Source organism: Bradyrhizobium sp. KB893862 SZCCT0404, from assembly GCF_018130885.1.
Taxonomy (GTDB): Bacteria; Pseudomonadota; Alphaproteobacteria; order Rhizobiales; family Xanthobacteraceae; genus Bradyrhizobium; species Bradyrhizobium stylosanthis.
The window spans coordinates 184,270-205,377 of the sequence record NZ_JAFCLT010000004.1 but is presented as its reverse complement, the minus strand read 5'-3'; the positions used below and the strand labels follow the sequence as shown (position 1 = coordinate 205,377).

Annotated in this window: 21 protein-coding genes and 1 pseudogene; 10 read left to right on the top strand and 12 right to left on the bottom strand. The window is 65.3% G+C overall.

Going from position 1 to position 21,108, the window contains the following annotated elements; all coding sequences use genetic code 11:
* Nucleotides 1-3: 3 nt before the first annotated feature.
* Nucleotides 4-1,161 (top strand): PepSY-associated TM helix domain-containing protein, encoded by a 1,158-nt coding sequence (locus JQ617_RS18805; RefSeq protein WP_283842074.1) that lies wholly within the window; start codon nt 4-6, stop codon nt 1,159-1,161.
* Here the strand turns inward: JQ617_RS18805 and ppx are convergent.
* The 4 genes from ppx to JQ617_RS18785 form a co-directional block, all read right to left on the bottom strand.
* Nucleotides 1,151-2,653 (bottom strand): exopolyphosphatase, encoded by a 1,503-nt coding sequence (gene ppx, locus JQ617_RS18800; protein WP_212027600.1) that lies wholly within the window; start codon nt 2,651-2,653, stop codon nt 1,151-1,153. The genes JQ617_RS18805 and ppx overlap by 11 nt on opposite strands.
* A gap of 15 nt (nt 2,654-2,668) precedes the next feature.
* On the bottom strand, nt 2,669-4,861 hold the full coding sequence (locus tag JQ617_RS18795) for an RNA degradosome polyphosphate kinase (RefSeq protein WP_212027886.1): 2,193 nt from the start codon (nt 4,859-4,861) through the stop codon (nt 2,669-2,671).
* A 147-nt stretch (nt 4,862-5,008) separates the two neighbouring features.
* Nucleotides 5,009-5,686, bottom strand: a complete 678-nt coding sequence (locus JQ617_RS18790; protein ID WP_212027599.1) for a P-loop NTPase family protein — start codon at nt 5,684-5,686, stop codon at nt 5,009-5,011.
* Nucleotides 5,687-5,777: 91 nt separating this feature from the next.
* Complete coding sequence (locus tag JQ617_RS18785; protein ID WP_082884913.1) at nt 5,778-6,320, bottom strand: CDP-alcohol phosphatidyltransferase family protein; 543 nt, start codon at nt 6,318-6,320, stop codon at nt 5,778-5,780.
* Nucleotides 6,321-6,475: 155 nt separating this feature from the next.
* Between JQ617_RS18785 and purM the strand changes: the two genes are divergently transcribed.
* Together purM and purN are read left to right on the top strand one after the other, a co-directional pair.
* Entirely contained in the window at nt 6,476-7,549 is a 1,074-nt protein-coding gene (purM, locus tag JQ617_RS18780) for a phosphoribosylformylglycinamidine cyclo-ligase (RefSeq protein WP_063684017.1), read from the top strand.
* 14 nt (nt 7,550-7,563) lie between these two features.
* Nucleotides 7,564-8,217, top strand: coding sequence for a phosphoribosylglycinamide formyltransferase (gene purN, locus JQ617_RS18775; RefSeq protein WP_212027885.1), 654 nt, complete (start codon nt 7,564-7,566; stop codon nt 8,215-8,217).
* Between the two features lie 88 nt (nt 8,218-8,305).
* On the opposite strand, the gene JQ617_RS18770 is transcribed toward purN, so the two are convergent.
* Complete coding sequence (locus JQ617_RS18770; protein WP_008551638.1) at nt 8,306-8,512, bottom strand: cold-shock protein; 207 nt, start codon at nt 8,510-8,512, stop codon at nt 8,306-8,308.
* Nucleotides 8,513-8,884: 372 nt separating this feature from the next.
* Here JQ617_RS18770 and JQ617_RS18765 point away from each other — a divergent pair, with 372 nt between their 5' ends.
* Both JQ617_RS18765 and JQ617_RS18760 read left to right on the top strand, forming a co-directional pair.
* Nucleotides 8,885-10,054 carry an autotransporter outer membrane beta-barrel domain-containing protein gene (locus JQ617_RS18765; protein WP_212027598.1) on the top strand — a complete coding sequence of 390 codons (1,170 nt, stop codon included), beginning with the start codon at nt 8,885-8,887 and terminating at the stop codon, nt 10,052-10,054.
* Nucleotides 10,055-10,253: 199 nt separating this feature from the next.
* The gene (locus JQ617_RS18760) at nt 10,254-11,093 is read left to right on the top strand and encodes a PilZ domain-containing protein (RefSeq protein WP_212027597.1); all 840 of its coding nucleotides are present in this window, start codon (nt 10,254-10,256) and stop codon (nt 11,091-11,093) included.
* Nucleotides 11,094-11,130: 37 nt separating this feature from the next.
* Here the strand turns inward: JQ617_RS18760 and JQ617_RS18755 are convergent, their stop codons facing one another.
* A complete protein-coding gene (locus JQ617_RS18755; protein WP_212027596.1) occupies nt 11,131-12,171 on the bottom strand; it encodes a LysR family transcriptional regulator in 1,041 nt (346 codons plus the stop codon).
* 74 nt (nt 12,172-12,245) lie between these two features.
* Here JQ617_RS18755 and JQ617_RS18750 point away from each other — a divergent pair, with 74 nt between their 5' ends.
* The 5 genes from JQ617_RS18750 (at nt 12,246) to JQ617_RS18730 (ending at nt 15,808) form a co-directional block, all read left to right on the top strand.
* Nucleotides 12,246-12,857: a hypothetical protein gene (locus JQ617_RS18750; RefSeq protein ID WP_063684014.1), complete on the top strand. Its 612-nt coding sequence runs from the start codon at nt 12,246-12,248 to the stop codon at nt 12,855-12,857.
* Nucleotides 12,844-13,464, top strand: a complete 621-nt coding sequence (locus tag JQ617_RS18745; protein WP_212027595.1) for a GNAT family N-acetyltransferase — start codon at nt 12,844-12,846, stop codon at nt 13,462-13,464. Before JQ617_RS18750 ends, JQ617_RS18745 begins: the two co-directional genes overlap by 14 nt.
* A gap of 25 nt (nt 13,465-13,489) precedes the next feature.
* On the top strand, nt 13,490-14,053 hold the full coding sequence (locus tag JQ617_RS18740; protein WP_212027594.1) for an isochorismatase family protein: 564 nt from the start codon (nt 13,490-13,492) through the stop codon (nt 14,051-14,053).
* Between the two features lie 30 nt (nt 14,054-14,083).
* Nucleotides 14,084-14,254, top strand: a complete 171-nt coding sequence (locus tag JQ617_RS18735) for a hypothetical protein (RefSeq protein ID WP_167358221.1) — start codon at nt 14,084-14,086, stop codon at nt 14,252-14,254.
* 171 nt (nt 14,255-14,425) lie between these two features.
* On the top strand, nt 14,426-15,808 hold the full coding sequence (locus JQ617_RS18730) for an aspartate aminotransferase family protein (protein WP_063684010.1): 1,383 nt from the start codon (nt 14,426-14,428) through the stop codon (nt 15,806-15,808).
* A gap of 190 nt (nt 15,809-15,998) precedes the next feature.
* On the opposite strand, the gene rnd is transcribed toward JQ617_RS18730, so the two are convergent.
* The 6 genes and pseudogenes from rnd to JQ617_RS18705 all read right to left on the bottom strand — a co-directional run bounded on the left by rnd (nt 15,999) and on the right by JQ617_RS18705 (nt 21,108).
* Complete coding sequence (gene rnd, locus JQ617_RS18725) at nt 15,999-17,147, bottom strand: ribonuclease D (RefSeq protein ID WP_063684009.1); 1,149 nt, start codon at nt 17,145-17,147, stop codon at nt 15,999-16,001.
* A 116-nt stretch (nt 17,148-17,263) separates the two neighbouring features.
* A complete protein-coding gene (locus JQ617_RS40255) occupies nt 17,264-17,395 on the bottom strand; it encodes a hypothetical protein (RefSeq protein ID WP_283806135.1) in 132 nt (43 codons plus the stop codon).
* Nucleotides 17,396-17,533: 138 nt separating this feature from the next.
* Nucleotides 17,534-17,797, bottom strand: a pseudogene (locus JQ617_RS18720) (LysR substrate-binding domain-containing protein); the annotation flags it as partial.
* A 151-nt stretch (nt 17,798-17,948) separates the two neighbouring features.
* Nucleotides 17,949-19,280, bottom strand: coding sequence for an ABC transporter substrate-binding protein (locus tag JQ617_RS18715; protein WP_212027593.1), 1,332 nt, complete (start codon nt 19,278-19,280; stop codon nt 17,949-17,951).
* Between the two features lie 11 nt (nt 19,281-19,291).
* Complete coding sequence (locus JQ617_RS18710; protein WP_212027592.1) at nt 19,292-20,161, bottom strand: carbohydrate ABC transporter permease; 870 nt, start codon at nt 20,159-20,161, stop codon at nt 19,292-19,294.
* A complete protein-coding gene (locus tag JQ617_RS18705) occupies nt 20,158-21,108 on the bottom strand; it encodes a carbohydrate ABC transporter permease (RefSeq protein ID WP_212027591.1) in 951 nt (316 codons plus the stop codon). The genes JQ617_RS18710 and JQ617_RS18705 overlap by 4 nt, the downstream gene beginning before the upstream one ends.

The window sequence follows — 21,108 nt, the reverse complement described above, 5'->3', positions numbered from 1 at the left end:
GCAATGACGATGGTGCGGCCCCCGAACCTCGCCGGACGTGCGCGGCGCGGGCTGCTGTGGACTCATCGATGGCTGGGACTGGCCGGAGGCATCGTCATGGTGCTGATCGGCCTCACGGGAAGCTTCATCGTCTTCTATCGCGAAATCGACGCGGCCCTGAACCCGGCGCTTTACACGCCCGCGGCGCCCGAGCAACGGGTTGCCTTGAGCGAGGTGATACGCGCCGCGGCTGCAGCGGATCCGGCGCCGATCGCCACGATCCTCGCGCCGGACCGGACCTGGCCGGTCTGGATTGTGATCCATACGCATGAAACCGCAGCAGGCCGCTACCCGAACCGCTGGACGACAATGGTCGATCCTTCGAACGGAAACGTGCTCGGACGGCGTGACTACGTCAACGCGTTCGCCCTCAAGGTCTATCGTCTCCACTACACGCTGCTGCTCTACGAGTGGTGGGGCAGGGAGTTGGTCGGCGTGGCCGGATTCACGCTGCTCGGCTTGACCGTATCGGGCCTCTTCTTGTGGTGGCGGAAGCCGGGCCGGTTCTGGCGATCGGTCTCGGTGCGCAAGAACGTCTCGTTGCTTCGATTTGCGCTGGACCTTCACGGTGCGGCGGGCTTTTGGGCGCTGCTGGTGCTCCTCGGTCTGTCGGTCACCGGCGTCGGCATCGTCTTTCCCGATGTGGTGCGCCCGATCGTCGGCCTGGTGTCGCAGCTGACGCCCGATCCTGCGCCGCGGATCGCAGCGCCGCCCTCGGCCGGAGCGCCGCTGCTCTCACCGGATGCGATCATGCAACGCGCGCAGGAGGCCAAGCCGGGCAGGGCGGTCGCCATGCTGAACCCGCCGACCGCAACGCGTAACACGTGGCGCGTGCAGTTCCGTCCCGACGGCGCCGATCCCGCCGTGCGGGCGCGCGGGGCGATCTGGCTCGATCCATGGAGCGGCGCGGTGGTGCAGGATCGAACGCCGGATGCCCTGTCGCTGGGCGACCGCTATCTGGCCGAACAGCTCTGGATCCACAACGGCGCGACGTTTGGACTGCCCGGACGATTGCTGGTGTTCGCAGCCGGCTTCGCGCCACTCGTCCTCTTCGTCAGCGGCGCGATCATGTGGCTCAAGAGGCGGCCGGGGAGGATCAGGGCGAGTTCGCCTACCGCCTGACGATCGAGCCGGCGCGGCTGACGAGGCGGGCGAGCTGCTTGAAGCGGCTGCCGACGCGGTCGGCGACGAGATCGACGAGCCGGTGCTCGAACACCAGCATCAGTTTGCGGCCCTGGCTGCGGAAATGCGTGGCGGGCAAGACGCCCGGCCGCGCGGCCGAGATCAGATGAGCGACACGGAACGCAGCGCCAAGCAGGCGGGCGCGCTCGAGCTGCGCCGGCGTCAGCAGCTCCTGCATGGTGACCGGCGGCTGGTTTTCCTCGCTGAGGCCCGCATAGCGGTAGAACACGGACAGGCCGACGAAGGCGCGCTCGGTGTGGGTGATCGCACCGAAATTGCCGTTGACGACGAGGCTCAGCGTCTGCTCGCCGCGATGATCGGGATGCACGCGCCAGCCGATGTCGGAGAGCAGGCAGGCGGCGTGGCGCAGGCGGCGATCCTCCTCGGTCTCGCGCAGCTTCACCACGCGCACCAGGCGGTCGGTCCAGGCGATCAGCTCGCGGGCATGCTTGGCCGAACGTGACAGCAGCTCATTCAGCTCTTCGGCCGCACAGATCAGCCCGTCCTTGTTGCGTTCGGTCTCCGACAGCTTCTCGTGCAGCAGGCCCTCGCGCACGCCGAAGGTCGAGAACACGATGGTCTTCGGCTTGGCGACCCGGATGATGTGCTCGAGCACCAGGGCCGCATAGGTCAGGAGCGGACGGCGGGCATCGGCGACGATCTCGATGTCTGCAAGCATGTCGGCGGCGGCGAGGCGTCGCAACCGACGTGAGAAGTCGAGCGCCTCGGCTGCGGAAATCGAGTAGCCGTGCATGACCTGGAGCGGGTAGCCGCTCTGGATGATGTGGATGCGCGCGAGTGCGCGCCAGGTGCCGCCGACGGCGTAGAAGGTGCGACCGCGGCCGGCGGCGAGCAGCTCGACCTCGTCGATCTCCTCGCGCACGATGCGGTCGGCGCGCTTGAGCGACTTATGCGCAAGGTCCTGCAGCGCGAGGCCGCCGAGCGGCAGCGTCACGCCGCTGCGGACGCTGTTCCGGCGCACGTCGATCAGCTCCAGCGATCCGCCGCCGAGGTCGCCGACGATGCCGTCGGGATGATGGATGCCGGAGATCACGCCGAGCGCCGACAGCCGCGCCTCGCGCGGGCCCGACAGGATCTCGATCTTGACCGCGCAGATGCGCTCGGCCCTGGCGATGAAGTCGGGGCCGTTGGAGGCGTCGCGGCAGGCCGCGGTCGCGATCGCGAACACACGACCGACCTGCATGACGCGGCACAGCGCGCGAAAACGCTTGAGCGAGGTCAGCGCCTTGTCGACGGCATCAGGCGCGAGCAGGCCCGTGCTCTGCACCTCGCGCCCGAGGCCGCACAGCGTCTTCTCGTTGAAGATCGGAATGAGGCTCCGCGCCAGCCCTTCGTAAACGACGAGACGAACCGAGTTGGAACCGATGTCGATGACCGCGACGCTGGCGCCGCGCTTGCGCGGCCGCGTCACGTCGCCGATCCCGGATCAGGACTGGTGACGTTCATTCCGGCGCGTGAGACGACGCGGCGAGGATTCCTTGAGCGACTTTCCACGGCCAGACAGACTCGGATTTGTCATGAAGTAGTTGTGGACATTGAAAGGCTCCTCGCCCTTCGCGGTCTTCATACGCGTTGAGGACCCGTCCGGCAACAATTGCCAGCTCTGCTCATTGTCCTTGAGGTTCGCGACCATGATCTGTTCGAGAACCTGCTGATGCACCGTGGGATTTTGCAGCGGGCAGAGCACCTCGACGCGGCGGTCGAGGTTGCGCGGCATCATGTCGGCCGAGGAGATATACACAGCCGCTTTCGCGCTCGGCAGGCCCTGGCCCATGCCGAAGCAGTAGATTCGGCCGTGTTCCAGGAAGCGGCCGATGATCGACTTGACGCGGATGTTCTCGGAGAGGCCGGGGATGCCGGGACGGAGGCAGCAGATACCGCGCACCACGAGCTCGACCTGCACGCCGGCCTGCGAGGCCTCGTACAGCGCGTCGATGATGTCGGGGTCGACCAGCGCGTTCATCTTCATCCAGACCGCGCCGGGACGGCCGTGCCGCGCATGCGCGGTCTCGCCCTGGATGTGCTCGATGATGCGCTTGCGCAGCGTCAGCGGCGACACCGCCATCTTCTCCAGATCGCTCGGCGCCGCGTAGCCGGTGATGAAGTTGAACACGCGCGCCGCGTCGCGGCCGATGGTCGGGTCCGAGGTGAAGTAGGAGAGGTCGGTATAGATGCGTGCCGTCACCGGATGGTAGTTGCCGGTGCCGGTGTGGACGTAGGTGGTCAGGCTGCCGCCCTCGCGGCGCACCACCATCGAAAGCTTGGCGTGCGTCTTCAATTCGAGGAAGCCGTACACGACCTGCACGCCGGCGCGCTCGAGATCGCGCGCCCAGCGGATGTTGGCTTCCTCGTCGAAGCGCGCCTTGAGCTCGATCAGCGCGGTGACGGACTTGCCGGCTTCGGCGGCTTCCGCCAGCGCGCGCACGATCGGCGAGTTGTTGGAGGTGCGGTACAGCGTCTGCTTGATCGCGACGACATCAGGGTCGCGCGCGGCCTGCTGCAGGAACTGCACGACGACGTCGAAGGATTCGTAGGGGTGGTGGACGACGAGGTCCTTCTGCCGGATCGCGGCGAAGATATCGCCGCCATGCTCGCGCACGCGTTCGGGATGGCGCGGCACGTAAGGGGTGAATTCGAGATCGGGGCGATCCAGCCGCGTGAGCTGCGAGAGCTCGTTCATGGCGAGCACGCCGTCGACGAGGAACACTTCGTCGTCGGCGGCCGACAGCGCGTGCTGCACGAAGTTGCGCAGCTCCTCCGGCATCTTGGCGTCGATCTCGAGCCGGATCACCGACCCGCGGCGGCGGCGCTTCAGCGCGGTCTCGAACAGACGGACGAGGTCTTCGGCCTCTTCCTCGATTTCGAGCTCGGAGTCGCGGATGATGCGGAAGGCGCCCTGGCCGTGGAGATTGTAGCCGGGGAACAGGCGGTTGATGAACAGGCCGGTCGCCTGCTCCAGCGAGATGAGCCGGACGGCCTTGCCCTCGGACGGCAACCGGATGAAGCGGTCGATCTTGCCGGGCATGCGGATCAGCGCGTTCATCTGCTTGCCGTCGGCGGCGCGCGTGAGCTGGAGCGCGATGGTGAAGCCGAGGCTCGGGATGAACGGGAAGGGGTGGGCCGGGTCGATCGCGAGCGGCGTCAGCAGCGGGAACACGTTGTTGAGGAAGTATTCCTCGATCCAGGTCCGTTCCGCCTTGGTGACGTCCTTGCCGTCCACCAGGACGATGCCGACGTCGGCCAGCGTGCCGCGCAGGTCGCGCCAGATCGCCTGCTGGTCGGAGGCGAGCTGGGAGACGGTGCGGTTGATCAGCGCCAGCTGCTCGGACGGCGTCAGGCCATCGGGGGCGCGCTCGGCAATGCCCTCACGCACCTGGGCCTTGATGCCTGCGACGCGGACCATGAAGAATTCGTCGAGGTTGTTTGCCGAAATCGACAGGAATCGGACCCGCTCCAGCACGGGATGGCTGGGATTGACCGATTCCTCCAGGACACGGCGGTTGAAATGCAGCCAGGAGAGCTCGCGGTTGATGAATCGCTCCGGGCTCGACGCGATCGCCGGCAGCGCCTCGGTCTCCGGGGCTTTGTCTTTGATTTCAACAGCTTGCGCGGAGTCCATGAGAAGTCGATCCATCCAGTTCACCCCCTTTTGCGGCTTACGCGCAAAATCGGCGGGAGCATGTGTTAGAGCGATGACGTTTCGATGACATTGATGTTCCGCCGCCGTGCGGCGTCAAGCGGCGTTGCTGGACCGGTGCGGACGGCGTCAGGCGTCCCGCAGCAACTCGGCGGCCAGCGCCCTCGTGACGGGGCGGCCGAGCCGCAGGGCTTCGCTGTCGAGCCGCTCCACGGCTTGCCGGGCGGCGGCCGAGGACCGTTCGAGGCGGGTGGCGAGGTAGCCGACCACGCTCTCGTCCACGGCGAGCTGGCGGTCGGCGCAGAATTTGACGATCAGGCCGCGGAACAGCTGGTCGTCGGGCGGCAGCAGCGTGACGACGGGTACGGCGCGCAGGCGCGAGCGCAGGTCACGGAGCTCGATCTCGAGCGAGGCCGGTACCTCGCGCCCGGTGAACAGGACGAAGGCGCCGTCCTCGCGGGCGAGGTTCATCAGGTGGAAGACGGCGCGCTCGTCGAAATCCCCGGCCTTGAGGTCCTCGACCACCAGGGCGCCGGTTGCGAGCGCGCCGGGCACGCCGGCCGCGGTCAGCGCATTGGCCGTGGTCGAGCGGGCGCCCGATATCTCGGCCCAGATCGCGGCGAGATGGCTCTTGCCGCTGCCTTCGGGGCCGGCCAGCCACATGATCCGGTTCGGCCATTCCGGCCAGCCTTCGATCAGGCCGAGACCGGCCGCGTTGGCGGGACCTTCGAGGAAATTGTCCCGGCTGAGGCTCTCCGCATGCGGAAGCGCGAACGCCAATTGTCGGGGATGAACGCGGCCTGCCACGCTTGCTGTGCTCCATGCCGGCGGGCCGGCTCGTTTGAAGAGATCGGACGTATCGAGCGGGAGTTGGCCTTTTGCGGGGCCGCGTCGCCTCTCATTTGGCCTCGATGGTGCTCATGTGCCGCAGCCACTCGACGAGGTAGAGCGACACGGAGGAGAGCGTGAAGACCGTCACGAAGCCCATCAGGATAATATCATAGGGCGCGGGCTTGAAGCCGAAGGCAAGAGACGCCAGCACCAGGGCGGCGTAGGCGACCTGGGCGGCTGTGTTTAGCTTGGATACTTTCGACGGCTTCATCTCGACCGGCTTGTCGAACAGCCAGGACACGATCACGGCCGTGACGATCATGATGTCCCGCGACACCACCAGGATCACGACCCAGCGCGGGATGTCGCCCCAGATGCCGAGCGCCAGGTAGATCGAGACCAGAAGCGCCTTGTCGGCGAGCGGATCCAGGAGGGCACCGAGCTCGCTGCGCATGTTGAAGCGCTTGGCCAGGAAGCCGTCGACGGCGTCGCTGATGCCCGCGATCAGGAAGACGGCAAATGCCACCTCCATTTGGCTCGACACGATGGCCCAGACGATGATCGGGACCAGCATGATGCGGCCCAGCGTGATGATGTTCGGAATACTCACGAAAGCGCTTCCCGGCACCCGGTCTGACCTCGAATCCGGCCCCCTGGGAGGCTGAACCGGTTGATATCTACATAGTACGGCCGGGAGCGCCATGCGAGCCATTGCGCATCCCCGGAATTCGACGTAACCAGCCGCAAACCCACTGGAAATCCGGCATGACCGACCGCAAAAACGGCCTTACCTACGCCGATTCAGGCGTCGATATCGACGCGGGCAACCGCCTGGTCGACCTGATCAAGCCGATGGTGCGCGCCACCGCACGGCCGGGCGCCGATGCCGAAATCGGCGGTTTCGGCGGCCTGTTCGACCTCAAGGCGGCCGGATTCAAGGACCCTGTCCTGGTCGCCGCCACCGACGGCGTCGGAACCAAGGTCAAGATCGCGATCGAGACCGGCCTGCATGGCGGGATCGGCATCGACCTCGTCGCCATGAGCGTCAACGACCTCGTGGTGCAGGGCGCCGAGCCGCTGTTCTTCCTGGACTATTTCGCTTGCGGCAAGCTCGATCCGGAGGCCACGGCCTCGATCGTCGCCGGTGTTGCCGAGGGCTGCCGCGAGTCCGGCTGCGCGCTGATCGGCGGCGAGACCGCCGAGATGCCCGGCCTCTACAAGGATGGCGATTACGATCTCGGCGGCTTTGCCGTCGGCGCCGCCGAGCGCGGCACGCTGTTGCCGCGCAAGGACATCGCCGCGGGCGATGCGGTGATTGGCCTGGCCTCGTCGGGCGTGCACTCCAACGGCTTCTCGCTGGTGCGCAAGATCGTGGAACAGTCCGGCCTCGGCTTCGAGGCACCTGCGCCGTTCGCGCCGGTCATGACGCTCGGCGGCGCGCTGCTGACGCCGACCAAGCTCTATGTCAAATCCTGCCTGCGCGCGATCCGCGAGACCGGGGCGGTAAAGGGGCTCGCCCACATCACCGGCGGCGGCTTCACCGACAATATCCCGCGCGTGCTGCCGAAAGATCTCGGCGTCGGCATCGATCTGGCACGCCTGCCGGTGCTGCCGGTGTTCAAATGGCTGGCGGCGCAGGCCGGCATTGCCGAGCTCGAAATGCTCAGGACCTTCAACTGCGGCATCGGCATGATCGCGATCGTCGAGCCTGACAAGGTCGACGAGGTCGTCCGGGTCTTCACCGATGCCGGCGAGACCGTGGCGCAGCTCGGTACCGTGATCCCGGCCGAGGGCGAGCATCGCGTCGTCTACAACGGCCATCTCGATATGGCGCTGTGATGACTGGCGCTGTGATGAAGCGCCGTGTCGCCATCCTGATCTCCGGCCGCGGCTCCAACATGGCCGCGCTGATCAAGGCCGCCGCTGCCGCGGATTTCCCGGCGGAGATCTCGCTCGTCATCTCGAACAAGGCCGATGCGCTCGGGCTCGAACGGGCCAGGGCGGGCGGCGTCAACACGCTGGTGATCGAGAGCAAGCCGTTCGGCAAGGACCGCGCCGGCTTCGAGAAGGTGCTGCAGGCAGCCCTCGACCAGCACGGCATCGAGCTGATTTGTCTCGGCGGCTTCATGCGCCTGTTCACGGCCGAGTTCACGATGGCCTGGTACGGGCGGATGCTCAACATCCATCCTTCGCTGCTGCCTTCGTTCCCCGGCCTCGACCCGCACGGCCAGGCCCTGCGCGCCGGCGTAAAGCTGTCCGGTGCGACGGTGCACTTCGTGATCCCCGAAACCGATGCCGGCCCGATCGTGATGCAGGGCGCGGTTCCCGTCGGCGACCACGACACCGCGGACACGCTGTCGGAGCGCATCCTCGAAGTCGAGCATCGCATCTATCCCGAAGCGCTGCGGCTGCTGGCCACCGGCAAGGTCCGCATCGAGGGCGATGTGTGCAGGACGGCGGGGAGCGCAGCGTCGGAGAATTTTCTGGTTGCGCCGGTGGTGAGCTGAAGCGCCGAAACGTTTCGTCTCCCCAAACAAAATCCCCCGGCAGAGCCGGGGGCAACGTCATGATCTCTCGCGTGTCGTTGAGAGAAAATCAGGAGACCTTGAGGTTCTCCGCGGACGACTTGCCGCGGTTCTCCACGAGGTCGTATTCAACCACCTGATTTTCGTTGAGGGTCGAGAGTCCGGCGCGCTCGACGGCCGAGATATGGACGAACACGTCCTTGTCGCCGCCGTTCGGCTTGATGAACCCATAGCCCTTGGTCGGGTTGAACCATTTGACGGTGCCCTTTTGTGGCATCCTCAGTCTCCTCCACTAGACAGAAAAAAGACGCGGCCGCTTTTTCGCGTGCCACGCCACAAACGGGCTTCCGGAAGTCTGTTCGAGTCTCATCGTCGCGAAACGCACAGTCGAGCGGCCAATTCCGATTGTGTCGGATATTGCAACACGAAAATCGCGCGTTAGCAAGCAGCGCGCGAATTTCAAGACCGGGGCGGGCGCCGTCGTCGGCTATTTGCGACCTGTGGCCGCGGAACCACAATCGAGGCAATAGCCTCGGCAACAGCGTGCCAACCGGTTGACCCTCCGTGGCAGTTCGGCACAAATCGCCGCATGCGCGAGCCGCCCATGTTGCATTTTTGCGGGCCGCGATTTGCTTCGGGATTGGTCGTCATGCGCTGCGCCTTGCAGCCCTTCGGGACACGGCAGATGATTGGGCTGGGCCGCGTCCGGGTGAGGGCTGCGGTCGCCAGGACTTTTGCAGTCATCGCGCTTGCGCTGGTCGTGACGATGGCTGCGGCGGCGCCCGTCCTTGCACAAAGCCCGACGCCCACTCCGACCCCGACGCCCACGCCGTCGCCGACCCCCATCCCGATGCCCACCTCGACCAACTTCAATCAGTCGGCCGGCAACAGCATGCTCAATTTCGGGTCGGGATTTCTGGAGCGGCTGGGCAACCAGGCCTCCAATGGTTTCGACCGGACGTTCCGGACCAATCCCGGCGGCGGCGGTGCGTCCGCGACCACGGAAGATCCCCGCTACCGGACCTGGTTCGAGGGCTATGGCATCTCGGTCCGCACCGACGCCCAGGGCGACTTCGTCGGCGACAAGCGCAGGACGTTCGGCGGTGTCGCCGGTTTCGGCGCGCGCGTTGCACCCGGCGTCAATCTCGGCTTCTCCATCGATCAGAGCCACACCGACATCGACGTTCCGCTGGCGCTGCAGTCGGCAACGCTCGATCTGACCCAGCTCGGCTTCAACGGCTCGATCGACAAGGGGCCGTGGACATGGGCCTTCGCGGTGGTCCACGGCTTCGGCAAGGTCCACTCCAGCCGCGATACCGGCTTTGGCCTCGCGACCGCCGGCTATCGCGCCGCAGTCGACGGCGCTCTGACCGAGATCAGCTATTACTGGACCAAGGACCAGATGCGCGTCGTGCCCAAGGGCGCGCTCGAATATGTGCGCGCCACCAGCGCCGCGTTCCAGGAGGCCGGCGGGCTCGATCCGCTCAACGTGGGCTCGACGGCGCTCGCGCGCGCACGCGTCATGGTCGGTGCCGAGATCGGGCGCTATTTCATCTTCGACCAGAAGATCCTGGACCTGTCGGCCTACGGCAAGTTCGTCGACAATTTCTATCAGGACCTTGGATCGGTGCAGGTGAGTCTCGGGACCCAGAGCATCATCGTCCCCGGCATCGGCGAGAGCCGTTACGGCATGGATGCCGGCGCCTCGGCTTCGCTCAGCCTGACCAACACCGCACGGCTCTACGTCAACTACGACGGCAAGTTCCGCAACGAGCTGACGTCGCACCAGGGAACGGTCGGCTTCGAATATCGGTGGTGAGGCGAGGCATCATCCGGACGCTGTCGCTCGCGAAGAAGACGGCAAGAGCATAGCGGCTGAGTCGCGGTATCTTGGTAGGTCGGCTGGCTCCCCAGGATCGGGAAACGGATCGGCATGACGAGCGGTTCGAGGGCCGTTTTCAGCCATCCTTAAGTCACTTCCTGCAGTGTTTGCGCCTCACGCAGGTCGGATGAACCGGATGACGCTCAAGCTCATTTCGCCTGGGGCGATCAAATCGCCCTCCCAGCGCGCGCTCACCGATTATTGGGATCGGCTGGCGGACGGCCGGCGTTTTCCGGCTTTCACTGAGCTCGATGCAATGGCGTTGCCGCACGATCCAAAGCAACTCGTCGTCTGGAATGTCGAGGGCCAGCGGCCTCGCCAGAAATTCCGCGCGTTGTATCAGGGCGAGAACGTATCGCAGGCTTTCAACTCGGATTGGGCCGGCAAGACGATGGAAGAGGTCGTGCCGATGTCGCTGCGGCGCGTGACGCTGGATGCCGCGAAGCATTGCACGAGCAAGGGGGGCGCCGTTTACGCGATCATCTCGACCATTGGCCCCAACGGTCAACGCGTGGATTGTCACCGGCTGCTGCTGCCGTTTGGTCGTGATGGCGTCGTCGAACAAATCCTGGCGTCGCTGCAGCTGACCAACGTCAACACGCGTCGCCAGGTCGTCGGCGATTTCAAGATGCAGGCCACGACTGTCTTCTCGGGCCTGATCAGGCCGAGCGTGGCCGCGAAGCAGCTGGACATCGCCGCATCGAACCGCGCGCGAGGCAACAAGGAGGCGACCAGCGGGCGCGACAATCGCGGGTTACCGCGGCGCGCCGTGAGACGTGCTGCCAAGATCAGTTTTCCCGGGAAGAGGCTGACCTGCATGGTCCGCGATATTTCCGCCGGCGGCGCTTCCATCGAGGATGCAAATCTTGCGCTGGTTCCCGACAATTTCCGTCTGGTGATCGAAATGGAATCGGCGGAGCGGCGCTGCACCGTGGTCTGGCGCAAGCCGAAGCGCATCGGCGTGCGCTTCGGCTGATGCATTGCTTGCAGTCGGACCCGTCCGGCGAACCAGGTTAAACCGGCGTTGCCGCGACGTAGCCGGTCAATCCAAAACCCTCGCGCGCAGCCGTCATCATCGACACCAGCGCGTTCGGATGAATGAATTCGTCGCGGAAGCAGGGGTGGACCCTGGGATCGAAGATCTTCTTCAGCCAGTCGACCACGATCTTGTGGCGCTCCGAGCCGCGAAACTCCTTGTGATAGGTGAGCCAGAGATCGGCGTGATGGCTCACGCCGAGATCGACGGCGACGAGCGGCGCGCCGAGCGCGATCGACACGGTCGGCAGGAATCCGATGCCGGCGCCGCGCTCCACCGCATAGAGGACGCCGACCGATGAGTTGGTCTTGATGCCGACGATGCCCTCGAGCGATTTCAGCCCGAGCACGCGGGCATAGGCGCTGTCGTCGACCTGCGGTGCGCTTTGCTTGATGATGCGATGGTTCTTCAAGTCGGCGAGGTTTGCGGGCAGGCCGTAAAGGTTCTCGTACTCCTTGGAGACGAACGGATAGATGTGCAGGCGGCCGAGCTTGGCCACGATCAGGTCGGGATTGGTCGGCGGCTCGAGCTGGATCGCAATGTCCGACTCCAGGCGCGCGACGTCGGCCTGCTCCATCGCGCAGCGCAGGTCGACGGTGATCTTGCGATAGGTCTTCTGGAAATCGATCAGCCGCGGCAGGATCCAGAAATTGCCGGGACCTTCCGTCACCGCGACGCGTACGGTGCCCGACGTATCGTTCGACGAGCGCGAGGCGCGGCGGAAGACGTTGAAGGCGTGACGCTCCATGTGCGCGACGTCGGCAATCATCGCGGTGCCTTCGTCGCTGAGCGTCAGCCCGCTCTGGTCGCGCAGGAACAACTTGCAGCCGATGCTCTCCTCGAGCCGATCGATCCGGCGCATCAGCGTCGTCGAGGTGAGGCCGAGCTCTTCAGCGGCGTTGCGGAAACTTTTATATTTTGCGCACGCTAAAAACAGCTTCAAATCATCCCAGGACGCGCCCAGGGCTTCTTCACGGTGCTGCATCATCGCAGCACCCCGGTGCAATAACTGCTGCATACTCCTGATCCCCAGCCGCTAAGCTCGATATAGCGGGGCATGAAAGCCGCGAACGATAGAGGGGCGATCCGGGTATGGAAAGGGGCTCGTTTGCCGCAAGGCATGATTTCGACGCGTTGCCGCTCAGTCCGGAGGTCGATGTCCGCTGTGCGCAATTTTCCGAAATTGCGACGCTTTCCGACATGGCGCGCCGGCTGGTGCCGGGTGTGCGGATCGGGACGGCGGACCTCGCGAAATACTACACATTCGATCCCGAGAGCATCCTGACATTCAGCCGGAAGGGCCGTCTGCTCGGCGGCATGGCCTTCCTGTTCCTCAACGACCGCGGGCACGATGCGCTGCTGCTCGACGAGATCTGCCTCACCGCGCCCGAGACTGAATACCTCGCTTCCGCAAGGGAAGACGTTGCAGCCATCTACATCTGGGCGATCGCCGCAACGGGGCGGGGCATCGCAGGTCTCGGCAAGGCGGCGGCTCATCTGCGGCAGGTAAGATTTCGCGGCGCGGATTGCTATGCGCAGCCATCAACCGTGGCCGGACGCGAGATCATGAGAGCGACCGGGTTCGAACCGGTCCCGAGCTTCCAACCCGACCTGTGGTGCTACGAGCGCCCCTGGCACCGGCAGCCGATGCGCATGCCGGGCGTAATGATCCAAGCAAGGAGTTTTGCAGATGCACGGTACTAGGATTCCTCTCGCGAAGCCCGACTCCCGCGCCATCACCATCCGTCTCGCGCGCGATCCCAGCGATCTCATGCTCGTGACCGCCATCCGCTCGGCGGTCTATCTCGCCGAGCAGGATTGTCCGTTCGAGGAGGAGTTCGACGGCAACGACATGGTTGCCGCGCACTTCATCGGCTATGTCGGCAGCGAGCCGGCCGGCTGCCTGCGGGTGCGCTTCTTCGGCGATTTCGCCAAGGTGGAGCGGCTCGCGGTGCGGCACCAGTACCGCCGCTCGCGGGTCTCGTTCAAGCTCGTGCAGGCGAGCGTCGACTACGTGAAGCGCAAGGGGTTTCGCAAGATCTACGGTCAGGCGCAGGACCGGCTGGTCGATTTCTGGGCACATTTCGGCGCCAAGCCGCTCGGCCACAACCGCAAGATCACCTTCTCGGATTTCTCCTACACGGAAATGCTGCTGGAGATCGAGCCGGGGCCAGATGCCATCACGCTGGACAGCGATCCTTACGTGATCATCCGTCCCGAGGGCGATTGGGACCGGCCGGGCGTCCTCGATGCCTCCGCGGGGCGGGCGGTGACCTCGCCGCTGCGGGACCTCGCGCTCTCCGATCGTTGAAACTGGTGCAGTCAAACGCAAGATAATGCTGGCATCCATCACCGACGACCCGCCGATCCTGGTTTGTGCGGATCTCCAGGCCGAATATCTGACCCCCGGTCGCCGCCACGTCATCCTCGACGGCGAGGCCGCCACCATGCGCTGCCTGGAACTCCTCGCATTGTGGCGCCAGAACCTCTGGCCGGTGATGCATCTGAAGCGCATCGCGCAGGCGGCCTGGTTCAATCCGGCATCCAGGCTGACCGATTGGATCGCCGAGGCGAAGCCGCGGCCGGGCGAGATGACGTTCGAACATCCGCTGCCCTCGGCCTATAGCTCGTCCCGGTTCGTGGACTACATGTCCAACATCCGTAACGTGCGCTGCGTGCTGATCGGCTTCTCGCTGGACGAAACCATCCTGGCCACCGCCGTTGACGGGTTTCACCGCAGCCATCGCTACCAGGTGGCTGCCGATGCCGTGGCCTGCCGGAAACCGGGCGCGGGCGATGCTGCCGCCTACAAGCAAGCGGTAGTGAATGTCGTCGGAAATTTTGCTACAATCCACGCCAGCGCCGAACTGATCAGAACCAGCGGCGCCGTCGCGGTGTAGGCGGCCGCGACCGGCGGATGGGGTTGGACATTGTCACGGGGAGACAAGCTCAAGGAGCTGGCGAGCGACCTGTCGCGTGCCGTCGAGGCGGCGCGCCGCGTCGGCTTGCCCACGACGGTCTACCTGCTTTCGATGGCGCTGGTCGAGGTGAGGGAGGCCGTAGCCGCCTCCGATGACGGGGACGACGACAGCGCGGCCTGAGGGCCGGCCCCGCATGCGGCTTTGTGCAACGCTGCCGAGCGCTTGCTGCCGACGAATTGACGTTGCAAGTTCTGCGCTGTCGCAATAGCCAAGTAACTACCCAAGTAATCCGATCATCGCGTGATGATCGCTGGCTGTGCCTGCGACGTGACGACTTCAAGGAATCCCGCAATGTCCATGCTGCCCAATTCGCAAGAGGCCCGGGATGTGGCCTACCAGCTCCATCCCTACACCAATGCCCGTACCCATCAGCAGGCCGGTCCCCTGGTGATCGAGCGCGGCGATGGTCCGTATGTGTTCGACGCGGCGGGCAAGCGCTATTTCGAGGCGATGGCGGGGCTGTGGAGCGTCGGGCTCGGCTTCAACGAGAAGCGCCTGGTCGAGGCGGCGCACAAGCAGATGCAGGCGCTGCCGTTCTACCACACGTTCTCCGCCAAATCGCACGGTCCCTCGATCGATCTCGCCGAGAAGCTGGTGGCGCTCGCGCCGGTGCCGATGAGCAAGGTGTTCTTCACCAATTCCGGCTCGGAAGCCAACGACACCGTGCTGAAGCTGATCGCCTATCGTTCGAATGCACTCGGCCAGCCGCAACGCAAGAAGATCATCAGCCGGATGCGCGCTTATCACGGCGTCACCATCGCCTCGGCGAGCCTCACCGGCCTGCCGAACAACCACCGCTCGTTCGACCTGCCGCTGCCGAACATCCTGCACACGGGCTCGCCGCATTTCTACAAGGACGGCGCGCCCGGCGAGAGCGAGGAGGCGTTCGCCACGCGCCGGGCCGAGGAGCTCGACGCGCTGATCCAGAAGGAAGGCCCGGACACGATCGCCGCGTTCTTCGGCGAGCCGGTGATGGGGGCGGGCGGCGTCATCGTGCCGCCGGCGACCTATTGGGACAAGATCCAGGCGGTCCTGAAGAAGTACGACATCCTGCTGGTCGCCGACGAGGTGATCTGCGGCTTCGGCCGCACCGGCAAGATGTTCGGCTGCGAGACCTACGGCATCAAGCCGGACGCGATCGTGGTCTCCAAGCAGATCACCTCGAGCTATTTCCCGCTCTCGGCGATCATCATGAACGACCGCATGTTCGAGCCGATCGCGGATGAGAGCAACAAGATCGGCGTGCTCGGCCACGGCTTCACCGCGGGCGGCCATCCGGTCGGCTCGGCGATCGCGCTGGAAAACCTCAAGATCATCGAGGAGCGCGGCCTGGTCGCGCATGCCGCCGAGCTCGGCGGCTACATGCAGGGCAAGCTGCGCGAGCTCACCAGTCATCCGCTGGTCGGCGAGGTCCGCGGCGTCGGCATGATCGCAGCGCTCGAGCTCGTGCTCGACAAGACCCGCAAGACGGCCGCGGCGACGCCCGGCGCCGTTGGCGGCATGGCCAGCCGCATGCTGCAGGAGCGCGGCGTGATCTCGCGCAACATGCTGGATGCCATCGCCATCTGCCCGCCGCTGATCACCACCAAGGCCCAGATCGACGATCTGGTCGCCGCGATCGCGGGCGTGCTGAACGACATGAAGCCGGAAGTGGCGAAGCTGACGCCGGCGTAGGGGCGGGTCATTCGAGGCGAAGCCGCTCGCCATATGATCGGTGTCGTCCCGGCGAAGGCCGGGACCCTACCGCGTGATCCATCGAGGTCGGGCGGTCGTCGTACCGGCGAACGAATAACGCCCAGTCGTCGCCAAACCACTTCCTGGGGTTATGGGTCCCGGCCTTCGCCGGGACGACGCTGGGGAGGGCCTACGCCCGCTGAACCCCGATCACGCGACCCTTCTCGATCGCCAGCGCCAGCTCGCCGCGCTTGAGCTTCAGGGCGGCCTCGCCGAACAGCTCGCGGCGCCAGCCGCGCAAGGCGGGGACGTCGGCGGCATCGTCGGCCGCGATCTCTTCGAGGTCGTCGACGGTGGCGATCACCTTGCTTGCCACCGCGTGGCGCTCGGCGGTCATCCGCAGCAGCACCTTCAGGAGCTCGACGATGGCCGCGCCGTTGGAATTGTTGCGCGGCTTCTCCAGCTTCGGCAGCGTCGAGAAATCCCGCGCCAGGCCGCGCTCGACCGCGGCGACGATATCAGCGCCCCATTTGGACTTCTCGAAACCCTTCGGCACGGAGCGCAGGTTCGCGAGCTTCTCCAGCGTGTTCGGCGCGTGGGTGGCGATGTCGGTGATCGCCTCGTCGCGCAGCACGCGGCCGCGCGGCACGTCGCGGCTCTGCGCTTCCTGCTCGCGCCAGGCGGCGACCTCCATCAGGACGGCGAGGTCCTTGGGCTTGCGCACGCGCGTCTTCAGCCGCTCCCAGGCCCGCTCGGGGTGGAAGTCGTAGGTTCGCGGCGAGGTCAGGATCTCCATCTCGATGGAGACCCATTCGCTGCGGCGGCGCTTCTTCAGGTCGGCGTCGAGGGCGGCGAAGACATCGCGCAAATGCGTGACGTCGGACACCGCGTAATGCATCTGCTCCTTGGTCAGCGGCCGGCGCGACCAGTCGGTGAAGCGGTGGGTCTTGTCGGGGCGGTGACCGGTCACCTTCTCGACCAGCTGGTCGTAGGCGATGCTGTCGCCATAGCCGAGCACCATGGCGGCGACCTGGGTGTCGAACACCGGGTGCGGGATGATGTTGGCCTGGTGCCAGATGATCTCGATGTCCTGGCGCGCGGCGTGGAACACCTTCAGCACGCCCTCGTTGGCCATCAGTTCGAAGAACGGCTTGAGGTCGATGCCCTCGGCGAGGGCGTCAATGACGATCGCTTCCTCGGCGCTCGCCATCTGCACCACGCATAGCAGCGGGTAATAGGTGGTTTCGCGGAGGAACTCGGTATCGACTGTTATGACGGGGTGCTTGGCCAGCCGGCTGCAGGCAGCCGCGAGGTCAGCGGTGGTGGTAATCAAATCCATGAACGGCCCATGACACGTGGTATCAGCCGTTCTGCCGAAAGTGCTGTGATGTCAAGGGGCTCTAAGCGAATTCGAGCCTTGCAACCCGCTGGAATCGCCTGTTTCCGACGAAATTCCTATTCGTAGCGGATCCGGTGCGAGGATTTGCGGGCGCAGGGCAGCGCCACCACGACCACGCACATGGCCACAAGTGCCAGCCCCAGGAACTCGAAAACCAACAGATCCACGGCGGAAATCTCCAGAAACATCGCTAGATTTGTCGGCGGTGCGTTGATGGTCTGTTAATTGCGATGGTTACCGGCGGAGGGGCGGGCCGGATGGTGGACGAGGGGTTAACGGGGCTCGGCAGGGGCAGAATCGGCCTAGGTGGTCGGCCCGCCCACATCTTACGTCATCAGCTTCGGCAGGGCTGTGGCCAGCGTATCCACGGCGGCGCGAACCTTCGGCGACATGCGGGGGGAGCGCGGCCAAAGCGCGTGGCAGTCGTAGAGGAATTCGGGTTGGCCACCGAAGAGACCGACCAGCACGCCGGTGGCGAGGCGCTCGCGGACCAGCCAGTAGGGCAGCCAGGCGAGACCCATGCCCTGTACAGCCGCATCGGCGATCGCCTGGAGATCGTCGAGCCTTAGCCTGCCGGCGGGCATGATCTCGCAAGATCGTGGTGACGATCTGAGGAGCGGTAGGGTGGATTAGCCGAAGGCGTAATCCACCACTGTTCATGTCCGCGGGGGGCAGAAGAGGTGGATTACGCCCGCGACTGCGCTTCGCGCAGCCGCGGGCTAATCCACCCTACAAAACGCCTTACGGCAGCTTCAGCGATGTCTCCGCGTTGTACGGCTTCAGCGTCTCATCCGCGGCCTTCTGGGCGGCGGCGAGAGCTTCCTTCGGCTGTTTCTTGCCGTTGAGGACCAGCATCACCTCGTCCTCGAGGGTCTTGCGGACGGGGACGGTCTTGTAGGTCGCGAACCACGGTTTTGCGACGTCGAGCTGCTCGACGGCGGTCTTGGCATCCGGGTTCTTGTTGAGGAAGTCGACCATCTCGGGCGTCTTGTAGGCGGCCATGTTGGGCGCGAAATAGCCGGTGGCGCGGCTCCACCAGCCGCTCTTCTCGGGCGAGGTCATCCACTTGATCAGCGTCCAGGCGGCCTTCTGCTTGTCGGCCTCGAGGCCGGCCGGCACGATCAGCGAGGCGCCGCCGATCGGCACCGCGTTGCGGACGTTGCGCGGGATGAAGGCGACCTTGTAGTTGAACTTGGCGTTGTCGCGCACATAGGTCAGCGAGCCCGTGGACAGCATCATCATCGCGGCATTGCCGGAGATGAAGGAGGTGCTGACGGCCGGGCCGGGCGTGGCGCCGGGCGCATGCACCTTGTGCTTGGTGACAAGGTCGTTCCACCAGGTCAGCGCGCCGAGCATCGAGGGCGTGTCGTAGTAGACTTCGCCGCCGAACTCCTCGTTGTAGTAGCGCCCGCCATTGCTCATGGTGAGCGTTTCCATCATCCAGCCGCAATAGTCATAGGCGCAGGGGATCGCGATGCCCCATTGGGTCACCTTGTCGCCCTCGCGCTTGGTGAGCTTCTTGGCCCAATCGGTGAGCTCGGCCCAGGTCTGGGGCGGCTTGCTCGGATCGAGGCCCGCTTCCTTGGCCTTGTCGGCGTTGATGTAGAGCAGCGGCGTCGAATTGTGGAAGGGCACGCCGTAGACCGAGCGGTTGATCACCGCGTTGCCCTGCAGCGCCGGGAAGAACTGGCCCAGGAACTGGTCCTTGGTGATGCCGTCGGCGGCGATCAGGGGATCGAGATTGGTGAGCTCGTTCTCGATCTGCATGTCGAGCAGGAAGTTGGCCGACATGATCACGGCGGCCGGCGGCTTGCCGGCCTTGATCGATGCGCGCGTCTTGATCAGCGTGTCGTCATAGGAGCCGGTGTAGACGGCGGTCGCCTTGATCGCGGGATGGGTCTCGTTGAATTCCTTGATCAAGGTGCCCATGTCGCGGGCGAGCTTGCCGTCGACGGGAACGGGGAAGAACAGGTCGATCTCGGTCGGACCTTCGGCCATCGCCGGAACGGCGAGGACGCCTGCCATTGTGCCAGCCATGGCGAGGCCAAGCATGAGCCTGCGGGTAAACAGCATCGAAAACTCTCCTATTTGATGCCTGAGGTGACGAAAGAACTGATGAAACGCTTCTGGAAGATCAGGAAGGTGACGAGCAGCGGCGCGATCACCATCAGCGTGCCCGCGGCGATGGTGCCCCAGGCCTGGGTGCCCTCCGCGGTCGCGGTGAACACCGAGAGCCCGACCGTGAGCGGCCGCTTGTCCGGCGAATTGATCACCATCAGCGGCCACAGGAAGTCGTTCCAGTGGCTGGTGACGGAGATGATGGCGAAGGCCGAGAAGCTCGGCATCGACAGCGGCACGTAGATGTGGCGGATGCGCTGGAACAGGCTGGCGCCGTCGATCAGCGCGGCGTCTTCCAGCTCGGTCGGGATCGCCTCGAACGCCTGGCGCATCAGGAAGGTGCCGAAGGCGGAGGCGAAGAACGGCATCATCACGCCGGTCAGCGTGTCGTAGAGGCCGAGCTGCGCGACCAGCTTCAGGTTCGGCACGATCAGCAGCACCGGCACCAGCATCAGCTGCATCAGGAACATGTAGAAGATCAGCGTCTTGCCGGTGAAGCTCAGGCGCGCGAAGGCAAAGCCCGCCAGCGTGATCGTGACGAACTGCACGAGGAGAATGCCCGCGCAGATGAACGTGGTGTTGAGGGCGTAGCGCGGGAAGTCGCCGATCTCCCAGGCATCCCTGACATTGTCGAGCGTCGGCTTCAGGCTCGGCATCAGCTCGGCCATGGCGTTGATGCCGTCCGAGGCCGGTCGCAGCGTCGCGACGCCCATCCACAGGAACGGGATCAGCCAGACGATCGCGAGCAGCACGGTCAGCAGGAAGCCGAGCTTGGGCGTGATCTCGCCGCGCGTGGCGAGCGGGGCGTCCTTCCAGAGCGCATCGAGCAGCTTCATGGCCCGCCCTCGCGGTTGGCCATGGTGCGGAAGGAGAGCGCGGTGAGGCCCATCAGCGCGGCAAGCGTCAGCAGCGTTGCCGCAGAGGCCTTGCCGATGTCGTAGTGCTCGACCGCCTGCTGGTAGATGTAGAACAGCACCAGATTGGTCGAGTTGGACGGGCCGCCCTTGGTCATGATGAAGACGTGGTCGACCTGCGTCACCGCATTCAGCGTGGCGATCACGATGACGAACAGGAAGGTGGGCTTGAGCTCGGGCAGGATGATGTGGCGGAAGCGCCGATAGGGCCCCGCGCCGTCGAGATGCGCGGCTTCCATCACGTCCTCGGGCACGGCCTGGAGGCCGGCGAGGAAGAACAGCATATAATAGCCCGCGTTCTTCCAGATGGTGATGACCATGATCGCATAGAGCGCGATGTCGGGGTCGCCGAGCCAGTTCGGCAGGACCGGAAGTAGCCGGCCGATGTAGTGGTCGAGCAGGCCGACATTCGGCAGGAAGATGAACAGGAACAGCGCCGACGCGGCCACCATCGGGATCAGCACCGGCAGGAACAGAGCGGCGCGTAGCGCACTGTTCACGGCATGGGTGCGTGACAGCGCCAGCGCAAACAGCAGCGCAAGTCCGATGCTCGGGATCGCCGTGCCGACGGCATAGATCAAATTGTTGACGACGGCGCCGATGAAGGCGGGGTCGGCGAGCACGGCGCTGATGTTGTCGAGGCCGACGAAGCGAACCGGCGCCTTCGGCGTGGCGCGCTGGTAGAGCGCATCGATGAACACGCGCCCCATCGCGCCATAGGTGAACAGCGCGAGGAACACCAGCGAGGGCAGGAGCAGCAGATAGGCCGGCAGCGAGGTTTTGAAACGGCTCGAAAACCGCTTCAGGACGTGCAGACGCGGTGCCACTGATGCCGCGACCGGGAGAGCCGCGGGTTCAGCGAGGCTCAT